The 9,992-nt window shown below is 43.2% G+C and carries 8 protein-coding genes; 3 read left to right on the top strand and 5 right to left on the bottom strand.

Annotated features, from left to right (window positions below; genetic code table 11):
• Positions 1-180: 180 nt before the first annotated feature.
• The 4 genes from JQM81_RS13650 to JQM81_RS01270 form a co-directional block, all read right to left on the bottom strand.
• Positions 181-363 (bottom strand): hypothetical protein, encoded by a 183-nt coding sequence (locus tag JQM81_RS13650; RefSeq protein WP_328282584.1) that lies wholly within the window; start codon positions 361-363, stop codon positions 181-183.
• A gap of 412 nt (positions 364-775) precedes the next feature.
• Positions 776-2,167, bottom strand: coding sequence for a 23S rRNA (uracil(1939)-C(5))-methyltransferase RlmD (gene rlmD, locus JQM81_RS01280; RefSeq protein ID WP_235231672.1), 1,392 nt, complete (start codon positions 2,165-2,167; stop codon positions 776-778).
• 70 nt (positions 2,168-2,237) lie between these two features.
• Positions 2,238-3,185: a 3'-5' exoribonuclease YhaM family protein gene (locus JQM81_RS01275; protein WP_235231671.1), complete on the bottom strand. Its 948-nt coding sequence runs from the start codon at positions 3,183-3,185 to the stop codon at positions 2,238-2,240.
• A gap of 32 nt (positions 3,186-3,217) precedes the next feature.
• A complete protein-coding gene (locus JQM81_RS01270) occupies positions 3,218-4,462 on the bottom strand; it encodes a S1C family serine protease (RefSeq protein WP_235231670.1) in 1,245 nt (414 codons plus the stop codon).
• 116 nt (positions 4,463-4,578) lie between these two features.
• On the opposite strand from JQM81_RS01270, the gene JQM81_RS01265 reads away from it, so the two are divergent.
• From JQM81_RS01265 to JQM81_RS01255, 3 genes are read left to right on the top strand one after another with little or no spacing between them, the layout of a single operon-like run.
• Positions 4,579-6,954 (top strand): endonuclease MutS2, encoded by a 2,376-nt coding sequence (locus JQM81_RS01265; protein WP_235231668.1) that lies wholly within the window; start codon positions 4,579-4,581, stop codon positions 6,952-6,954.
• A 34-nt stretch (positions 6,955-6,988) separates the two neighbouring features.
• Positions 6,989-7,690, top strand: a complete 702-nt coding sequence (locus tag JQM81_RS01260) for a response regulator (protein WP_235231666.1) — start codon at positions 6,989-6,991, stop codon at positions 7,688-7,690.
• Positions 7,691-7,720: 30 nt separating this feature from the next.
• Positions 7,721-9,127, top strand: coding sequence for a sensor histidine kinase (locus tag JQM81_RS01255; protein WP_235231664.1), 1,407 nt, complete (start codon positions 7,721-7,723; stop codon positions 9,125-9,127).
• Between the two features lie 56 nt (positions 9,128-9,183).
• On the opposite strand, the gene JQM81_RS01250 is transcribed toward JQM81_RS01255, so the two are convergent.
• Positions 9,184-9,873: a sigma-70 domain-containing protein gene (locus JQM81_RS01250; protein ID WP_235231662.1), complete on the bottom strand. Its 690-nt coding sequence runs from the start codon at positions 9,871-9,873 to the stop codon at positions 9,184-9,186.
• Between the last annotated feature and the right edge of the window lie 119 nt (positions 9,874-9,992).

The raw sequence follows: 9,992 nt of genomic DNA, 5'->3' as shown, positions 1-9,992 counted from the left end.
CTTCTTTATGGTCAGAAATACAAAAATCCGAGAATATGGATTAACACCTAGCTTCTCGGATAATTATTTGTATCCTTATGATATGATAAAAAAGGTACGCATTTCTGTTGTTTATTTCCAGCATTAATTCTATAATCAAAACCCTTATCTTCTTTCCCCACATCAATATTGGGGGATTCATTAGCCCAACCTATCTTTCAAAAATCTTATAGTCTCTTTTAATTCATCAGAAAAATCATCTAAATCTCCGACAGTTATTACACCTTCATGCAGAAGGCGAATCAGATCAAATGGCATGTCCCGTTTACTCACTTCAATCAGGACCCCTGGATATTTCTTGTCTCTCTTAATGCGCTTCTCCATTTCCCAAAACTTTTTGGACGCAGATTCATCACTAGTTAAATACTCAACATATGTGGACACAAGTCTCTCAATATATGCTTCCTGCCATTCAGGAAGCTTTTCTCTATACAGTTTCCAATCTTTTTTGAAACCTCCATATGCCCTACTCCTTTTCCTTCTGCTGAAGATAAAACATCGCTTTTTGCATTTCAATTTTCTCTCGCAGTTCTTGCTCAGATGACAGATATATTATTTTTTTTATCGCAAACAACTGCCCATTTTCATGTAACACAGAATATCTGGCAATATCTTCATCTGTTTCCGTAAAGTTTGTATTCAATGATAAACCTAGAAACTCAGCAATTACAAGATTCTTATTAGATTCCAGCTTATTGGTATCAAAATTTTATAATGTGTCCAAGAAAGAAGTCCTTCAATTTTTCTGTAAGAGACAAACACACTCCACATGAACCGTCTGAGGGAATTGATCTACAGCCCTTACTCGCTCCAATTCATACCCACATCCCCTCAGATACTTCACATCCCTTGCCAATGTTGCGGAATCGCAGCTTACATACACGATCCGCTCCGGCTGCATATCTACAATTGTCTGCAGAAGACTCTCTTCGCAGCCTTTCCTCGGCGGATCCACCACAATCACATCTGCATGTGCCGTCTTGCCGCCATGTTCTCGCTCATAAGCCGCATAATACTCCGGCAGGACTTCCTCTGCTTTCCCGACATAGAATTTTGCATTCGTAATTCCGTTGATTTTAGCGTTGTTTTTCGCATCATCAATAGCCTGCGGCACAATCTCTACGCCATAGACTTTTTTTGCCTTCTGTGCTAGGAAGAGAGAGATAGTTCCGATTCCACAATAGAGATCCCATACCGTCTCATTTCCATGAAGATCTGCATACTCCAGTGCCAGTCCATATAATTTCTCCGTCTGTACAGGATTCACCTGATAAAAAGATAAGGGAGATATCTGATACTTTACATTTCCAATATAATCGGTAATATAAGTCTGTCCCCACAAAGGCTTAATCTGATTGCCCATAATTACATTCGTCTTGTCTTTATTGATGCTTAAAGTAATACTAGTCATTCCAGGAATCTGTGCCAGACGTTCTGCCAGAATCTCCCCACACGGAAGATTATTTCCATTGATAACAAGACAGACCATGATCTCCTTTGTCGTAAATCCATATCGGATCAGGACATGGCGAACCAGTCCACTGTTCTTTTCCTCGTCATACGCACGGATACCGTATTCTTCCATAAATGCAAGAATACATTTCAAGATCTTCTCATTGACCGGCACGCCGAGGGAGCAGTCTGTATTCGGGATAATACTGTGCGTTCTCCCTGCATAGAACCCCGTAACGATATTGCCCTCTTTATCCGTTCCAACCGGGAACTGAGCTTTATTCCGATAGTGAAATGGTTCATCCATCCCCACAATCGGTTCCATCACACAATCCAGCAACTCCTCCGGCACCTCGCCAATACGCATGAGATTCCCCCTCACCTTATCCATCTTAAACTGCAATTGACGCCCATATTCCATCTCCTGAATCTGGCATCCGCCACATTTCCTCGCCATAGAACATGGCGGATTTTTTACACGATATTCCGAAGGCGTAAGAATATTCATCAATCTTGCATATCCATAATTCTTCTTCGCCTTCATGATCTTAGCTTCCACAACATCACCAATGATTGCATCCTTGATAAACAACGCGTATCCATCCACCTTGCCGATGCCCTCACCCGATGTTCCCATATCTTCAATTGTAACCGTCACCATATCATTTTTTTGCATAAACATACCTCATTTTATCATTTGGGTACAGGGCAAAAGTTAATTGGGGACGTAGTACTTTGCAACAATACTACGTCCCCATTGTTGTTTTTCTTAAGTTGGATTCGAACAACCGATTGTACCCTAACCAGTCGTTGCTGTTTTTGTCTTTGAATATTTCTGTCAATGTCTGCATCTTGGCGTCTGTGCAGTCTGCGAAGTTGAGTGCCAATGCTTCTGCCAGTGCCGGTTTTTTCGGGGAACCATATTCGAGTTCGCCGTGGTGTGCGATGATGCAGTGTTTGAGTTCGCTTGCGAGCTTTTCGGGGAAGCCTGGGATGGAGCGGATTGCATCGCCGACCATCTCTACGCCGATGACGATATGCCCCAGTAATTGTCCATCATCTGTGTAGTCATTTTCGGGGAAGGAGGACAATTCTTTGGTCTTGCCGATATCGTGGCAAATGGCCGCCGCATATAATAGATCGCGGTTCAGGATTGGGTAGGCCCCTACCATGTATTCACAGAATTTCACTACGCTAAGTGTATGTTCCAGTAATCCGCCCGAGAATCCATGATGGACACTCTTAGCCGCTGAATGTGCTTTAAATCTTTTGATGAATTTTTCATCTTTTACAAAATAGTATTCCACCATCTGTTTAAGATACTGATTTTGAATCTGTTTCACATACCCCAGTAATTCCTGGTACATCTTATCTGTGCTTTTCTCAGTCGTCGGCATATAATCGGCTGCTACATATTCATCTTCCAGAGCTTTTCGGATCTGCTTAATGTTCAATTGAAGGTTGTTATTATAGCTGATAACTTCTCCATATACTTCAATAAAATCCATCTCGTCATAATCTGCGATTCCGCCGGAATTAGGATCCCAGACTTTGCCATCCAGGGTTCCTGTCTTGTCCTGCAGAATCAGATTGTCGTATGGTTTGCCGTTTCTTGTCTCTGCGGAACGTTTTCCCTTGCATAGGTATACATTCCGGATAATCTCCCCTTCATGAAGGGTATTAATATATCTCATATTGTCTGCCTCTTTCTAATTCGTTGTCATTTTTATTTTTTGCTTCCGACAGTCACATTAAATTCTATATCAACATAGCCATCTGCGCCCTGGCGAAGCCCTTTAATAATAATCTTATCTCCCTCTGACTTACGCATCAGTACACTGTGGTAAATGTCATAGGATGTGATCTGGATATCTTCGATACAGGTAATGACATCTCCACTCTGGATTCCTGCCGCCATCGCCGGAGATTCTACTTCTACTTCTTTTACATAGATTCCCTGAGGAACGCCCGCCTCTTCTATTTCATTTGTAACATCGCCGCCCCGGATTCCAATGTAAGGAACAGATTTTCCATTGGACAGGCATTCAATAATATTCTTAATATCAGAAATACCATATCCTGTGATCAATTTTTCATTGCCTTCTTCTGCCATATTCTGATCAATCACTGCAACAACTGCACCATCTCGATTTACCACAAAACCACTGCCATTTTCAATTCCAGTAATATCTGTGCGAAGCAGCTGATAATGTCCATCTGTCAGTTCTGCTCTATCTTCATTAGAAACCACCAGGCCATATCCTACAGCTTCATTTACCCCAAAAGGCCTTCCTGCTGCGATTACCACATCTCCATTCTTCACTACATTAGAACTTCCCAATGTGGCGGTCTCAATCTGTGTCCAGGTAGTATCCAGAATATCTGCACGATTCACCGCATAGATTCCAAACCCAAGTATACTGTCACTTTTCTTCAGACTCGCAGGATAACTCTGTCCATCACAAAATACAATCTGTAATTTTTCTGCTTCTTCTTCAGGGATCTTTTTTCCCAATACCAGAAGCTCTCTTCCGTTGTCTGCGACTATAAGGCCAGAGATATTATTTCCTGATGCCTCTTTCGCTTCTCCCTGACCTTCTGTCCATCCAACAATCTCTACCATGGACTTTCCTGCTTTTACAGAAGCAGCCTTTAATTCTTGCTGCATCTGTCGATAACTGTCATCATTCAGAATCACCGGTTCCGTCTGTTCTTGATCCTGATTTTCTTCTTCCCCTTCCACCTCATCTTCATCCTGTGGAATGGTTACTTCTTGCGGATTGTCCTGAAATCGTTCGTCTAACATCGGTTTAAGCGCAAAAAAGCTAAGACTGGCACAGACTCCGAATACCAGTCCCCACCCGGCTGCACGGAAAAAGAATTTTCGAATACCACCCTGCTTCTCTTTGATGGTTTCCTGAAGAAATGAATACTCCTGATTCTCTTCTTTGGGATCTTTCTGCTCCTCCATAGACGCATTTACTCCTTTACAATCCTTCTTATAGTATAGCGTAAGAATAGCGAATGTTCAATATTTATCCTTTTCTTTGTTGCGCAAATAAGGTAGAATAGGTCTAGGTGAATAAGATGAATAAGAAAACTTTAACAAAACTAGAATACAATAAAATAATTGAATTATTAACAGAGCAGGCTTCTTCTTTCAGCGGCAAAGAGCGCTGCCGGAGACTGAAACCTATGACCTCACTGTCAGATATACAGACGGCTCAGGAGCAGACAGCCGCCGCATTTACGCGAATTGTTAAGAAGGGCCGCCTTTCCTTTAGTGGATGTAATCCTGTCAATGATTCCCTGAAGCGTCTGGAGATCGGTGCTGCTCTTGGAAGCGGCGAGTTGCTTCGTATCTGCAAGCTTCTGGAAGCTGCCGGAAGGGCCAAATCTTATGGTCGCCATGAGAATGCAGACGATTTGGAAGATTGTCTGGACACATTTTTCCAGCAATTAGAGCCTGTTTCTATCTTAACAACAGAGATTCGCCGCTGCATTCTGGAAGAAGACGAGATCAGCGATGATGCCAGCAGTACTTTGAAGCATATCCGCCGTTCAATCAACCAGATCAACGACAAAGTCCACGCAACCTTAACCGGACTGGTCAACGGCTCTCTTCGCACTTATCTGCAAGATGCAATCATTACCATGCGTGGAGACCGCTACTGCATCCCTGTAAAAGCAGAGTACCGCAGTCAGGTATCCGGTCTGATCCACGATCAGTCGGCTACCGGCTCTACACTCTTCATCGAGCCAATGGCAGTCGTGAAGCTGAACAACGATTTAAAAGAACTCTATGGAAAGGAACAGGAAGAGATTCAAGTCATCCTGGCACGTCTAAGTGTAGATGCTGCCGAATATATTGAGACCATTCGCACCGACTACTCTGTACTCAGTGAACTGGATTTTATCTTTGCAAGGGGCAGTCTGGCTCTGGATATGAACGCTTCCATGCCCCGGTTCAACACCGAGGGACGCATTCACATCCGCGAAGGTCGCCATCCACTTCTGGATAAAAAGAAGGTTGTACCGATCACCATTACATTGGGCGACGAATTCGACCTCTTGATTGTCACTGGTCCGAACACCGGAGGAAAAACCGTTTCTTTAAAAACGGTAGGTCTATTTACATTGATGGGTCAGGCTGGACTTCATATTCCAGCACTGGACCGTTCGGAACTGGCTGTTTTTGATAACGTATACGCAGATATCGGCGACGAGCAGAGTATTGAGCAGAGCCTGAGTACCTTCTCATCCCATATGACCAATATCGTATCTTTTTTGAAACATGTAGATGAACATTCCCTGGTACTATTCGACGAATTAGGTGCCGGTACAGATCCTACCGAAGGTGCTGCCCTGGCAATCGCCATTTTGAATCATCTACATCAGCGTGGTATCCGTACCATGGCAACGACTCACTATAGTGAATTGAAAGTATTTGCCCTGTCTACACCTGGAGTAGAAAATGCCTGCTGTGAATTTGACTTGGAGACTTTACGCCCGACATACCGCCTCTTGATCGGAATTCCCGGCAAGAGCAATGCATTTGCCATCGCCGGAAAGCTTGGCCTTCCGGACTATATCATCCAGGAAGCTAAGACACATCTGACCGAGCAGGATGAATCCTTCGAAGATCTTCTGACCGATCTGGAGACCAGTAAACGGACCATTCAAAAAGAGCAAGAAGAGATTGCTGCTTACAAGCGTGAATTGGAACGTTTAAAGACGGAGGCAAAGCAAAAGCAAGAAAAACTGGAAGAACAAAAAGAACGTATTCTTCGAGAGGCAAATGAAAAAGCTCATGCAATATTAGCCGACGCCAAAGAAACTGCAGACGAGACCATGCGTAATTTCCGCAAATTCGGCAAAGAGAATATCTCCGTTGCTGAGATGGAAAAAGAACGTGAACGTCTCCGCAAGAAAATGGATTCTACACGTTCCGGCATGAAGCGGGAGACCCCAAAGCCACGCAAGCAGCATAAGCCAAGTGACTTCAAGCTTGGGGAATCCGTCAAAGTCTTAAGTATGAATCTAAACGGGACGGTCACTTCGCTGCCCGATTCGAAGGGAAATGTTACAGTACAGATGGGAATTCTTCGCTCACAGGTTCCTATTTCCGATCTGGAGATCATCGAAGAAGCACCTTCTTACTCAGCCAAAAAGATGCATCAGACCAGCAAAGGCAAGATGAAGATGGGTAAATCTCTTTCCGTAAGTCCAGAGATTAATCTTCTCGGCAAAACAGTAGATGAAGCAGTTGCTGAACTGGATAAATATCTGGATGATGCTTATCTGGCTCATCTTTCATCCGTGCGAGTTGTTCACGGGAAAGGAACCGGCGCATTAAGAGCTGGTATTCACACCTATCTGCGGCGCCAAAAGCATGTAAAGTCTTTCCGGCTCGGTGCATTCGGTGAAGGAGATGCCGGTGTTACAATTGTGGAACTAAAATAAATGACTGGAATAATTCCTGAGGAGGAGTGATAAAGTGAACAAACAAAAAATATTGATCGTAGACGATGATGAAAATATCGCTGAATTGATTTCTCTATATCTTACAAAAGAATGTTTTGATACTATGATGGTGCATGACGGAGAAAAGGCACTGATCGCCTATGAAACTTATCAGCCCAATCTGATTCTGCTGGATCTTATGCTTCCTGGCATTGACGGCTATCAGGTTTGCCGTGAAATCCGCACAAAATCTAATGTTCCAATCATCATGCTGTCTGCCAAAGGTGAAGTCTTCGACAAAGTACTTGGTCTGGAACTTGGAGCAGATGATTACATTATGAAGCCTTTTGATTCCAAAGAAATGGTAGCCCGTGTCAAAGCAGTCTTACGCCGTTATCAACCGATTCAAAAAGCAGATTCTCCAAAAGAAGATAAGGGAAAATGTGTAGAATACCCAGGTATTACGATTAATCTGACCAATTATTCTGTATTAGTAGACGGTGTAACAGTCGACATGCCGCCAAAAGAACTGGAATTACTGTATTTCCTGGCAGCCTCGCCGAATCAGGTCTTCACACGCGAACAATTGTTAGACCAGATCTGGGGATATGAATATATTGGTGACACCCGAACTGTTGACGTTCATATTAAGCGTCTCCGTGAAAAGATCAAAGATCATCCTTCCTGGAGCCTTAGCACGGTCTGGGGAATCGGTTATAAATTTGAAGTAAAATAATTGCATTTTCACAGGTGAGAAAGGAGCCCTATGCGCAGCACATTATATCTAAAATTCATCATTGTTTATATTATATTCGGGTTTCTCAGTCTCTTTACCGTAGCTACTCTGACTTCCAGCCTGATGGAAACTCCTATGCAGAATTACCTGACTTCAACGATGTATACAGAAGCAAACCTGATTGCCAACAATTATCTGTCCTCTTATTTTTCCAATGAACTGGATGGTTCTGAAGTAGCACTTCAACTATCCGGAATCGAGACACAGCTTGATGCAGCCGTATGGTTTGTTGATAAAGAAGGGAATGTTCTTTTCTCTGCGCAGCCTTACGACTACCCAATGTCTCCTTCTGTCATCGAAGATTTTAATCCGGCCGAAAGTGGAAGTTCCCAATCACAGACTGGCGATTACCACGGTTATTTTGACGAAGATGTTATCACCGTCATTGCCCCTGTCGTGTATAACTACTCTCCAAAAGGATATCTGCTCATTCATAAATACGTATCCGACCTGAATGAATTTCAGCACATTCTGCTTCGCGCGACTACGATTACAATGATTGTGATATATTTGCTCTCATTCATGATACTTCTCGCGTTCCAGTTCTTCGTATACCGACCGCTTCGCAAGGTAACAGAAGCCGCCAAGCAATATGCCTCTGGCAATCTGGAATATGAGATTCCGGTAAACACCGAAGACGAGATGGGTTACCTCTCTGCATCATTGAACTATATGTCCTCACAATTAAAGGATATGGAAGATTACCAGAAGAAATTCGTGGCAAATGTTTCCCACGACTTCCGTTCTCCTCTAACCTCTATCAAAGGATATGTAGAAGCCATGGTCGACGGTACAATTCCACAGGAGTTACACGAAAAATATCTGAAGATTATATTATTTGAGACAGAGCGACTGACTGATCTGACCCAGGATCTCCTGACCCTGAACGAATTTGACACTAAGAATCTGCTTCTCAATAAAGAGATATTCGACATCCACGAGATGATTAAAAACGTGGCCGCCTCCTTCGAAGGCACCTGCACACAGAAAAAAATATCCATAGAATTATTATTTGCCACCAAACATCTGAATGTATACGCAGATAAACGCAAAATTCAACAGGTTCTCTATAATCTGATTGACAACGCCATAAAATTCAGCGACCCAGATTCCTCTATTACCATCGAGACTACCCGGCGGGGAGACAAGATCTATACCTCCGTCAAAGACGACGGTATTGGAATTCCAAGGAATTCCCTGAACAAGATCTGGGAGCGCTTTTACAAATCCGACCTCTCCCGCGGCAAAGACAAAAAAGGGACAGGGCTCGGACTCGCCATCGTCAAGGAGGCAATCCAGGCACATGGCGAAAACATCAATGTTATAAGCACAGAAGGAGTGGGAACCGAATTCATCTTCTCACTTCCAAAAGGCTAATTTGGGACGGGGGTTTTTTCATTTTCCTCCGTCCCAAATTAAAATTACCGTGTCCCCTATGAGTCTTCTCCTGCTAATTTCAGGATATCTCCTAATTCTTCTTCTGTAACTCCAAGCCGTTCGGCAACTTCTTCCGCACTGACTTCTCTTCCGAATTCTTCTTTCATATTCTGAATGGTTTCTTCCAGTTCGGACACCCGTTCTACCATCTTCTTATCCTGGCGCTTGGTCTCTGTCTGTGATTCTATCAGCGTCTGTATTCCGGCACGTACTTCTTCCATAACCTTTGCTTCATCTTCTTTTCCTTCTCCAGTCGCGTTTAAGGCCAGCATAAGGCTGATACTTCCTTCCTGAATCATGTCACCTATGAAGATATCTGGATGATGCATCTCTATTGCTTCCTCAATCACCTTCGGAAGATAATAAGCCATACGTACTTCTTCCATATTGTTATCTCGAAGCTGATCAATATCTCTCAGATAATCTTCGATATATGCCTGTTCTTCTTTACTCAAAGCGACTGGCTCTTCTTCCTTCTCTTTTATGGTTCCTCCCTTTTTCACATATCCTAACACCACCATCTTCTGGGACATCAGATATTCACACACCAGATCCATCTGTTCCTGTGAGAGCTGATCATCTTCAAAATACTTTTCCACATCTTCCAGCGCAATCTTTCCGCCCTTGCTCTTGGCCAACTCTAACACACCGCTTAACTTTGCTTTAAATTCTAATTTTCCTGCCATATCTATCTCCTCCACCGCTTCCGCGGATTCTTTTCTTTTCAGAAATATCTTAACATAGTCTCTTTGTTACGTCAAAAAAAAGCCAGCCTTGAATTCTACTCAAAACCAGCCCTTTTTAC

This window comes from Faecalicatena contorta (assembly GCF_021531895.1).
Classification (GTDB): Bacteria; Bacillota; Clostridia; order Lachnospirales; family Lachnospiraceae; genus JAFBIX01.
Note: the sequence above shows the minus strand (reverse complement) of the source record. Positions and strands in the feature narration are given on the sequence as shown.

What these genes read in the sequence shown, in the direction of transcription:
- JQM81_RS01255 (WP_235231664.1), top strand. Translation starts at nt 7,721, where the DNA reads ATGCGCAGCACATTATATCTAAAATTCATCATTGTTTATATTATATTC.
- JQM81_RS01265 (WP_235231668.1), top strand. Translation starts at nt 4,579, where the DNA reads ATGAATAAGAAAACTTTAACAAAACTAGAATACAATAAAATAATTGAA.
- JQM81_RS01250 (WP_235231662.1), bottom strand. Translation starts at nt 9,873, where the DNA reads ATGGCAGGAAAATTAGAATTTAAAGCAAAGTTAAGCGGTGTGTTAGAG.
- JQM81_RS13650 (WP_328282584.1), bottom strand. Translation starts at nt 363, where the DNA reads ATGGAGAAGCGCATTAAGAGAGACAAGAAATATCCAGGGGTCCTGATT.
- JQM81_RS01275 (WP_235231671.1), bottom strand. Translation starts at nt 3,185, where the DNA reads ATGAGATATATTAATACCCTTCATGAAGGGGAGATTATCCGGAATGTA.
- JQM81_RS01270 (WP_235231670.1), bottom strand. Translation starts at nt 4,462, where the DNA reads ATGGAGGAGCAGAAAGATCCCAAAGAAGAGAATCAGGAGTATTCATTT.
- rlmD (WP_235231672.1), bottom strand. Translation starts at nt 2,167, where the DNA reads ATGCAAAAAAATGATATGGTGACGGTTACAATTGAAGATATGGGAACA.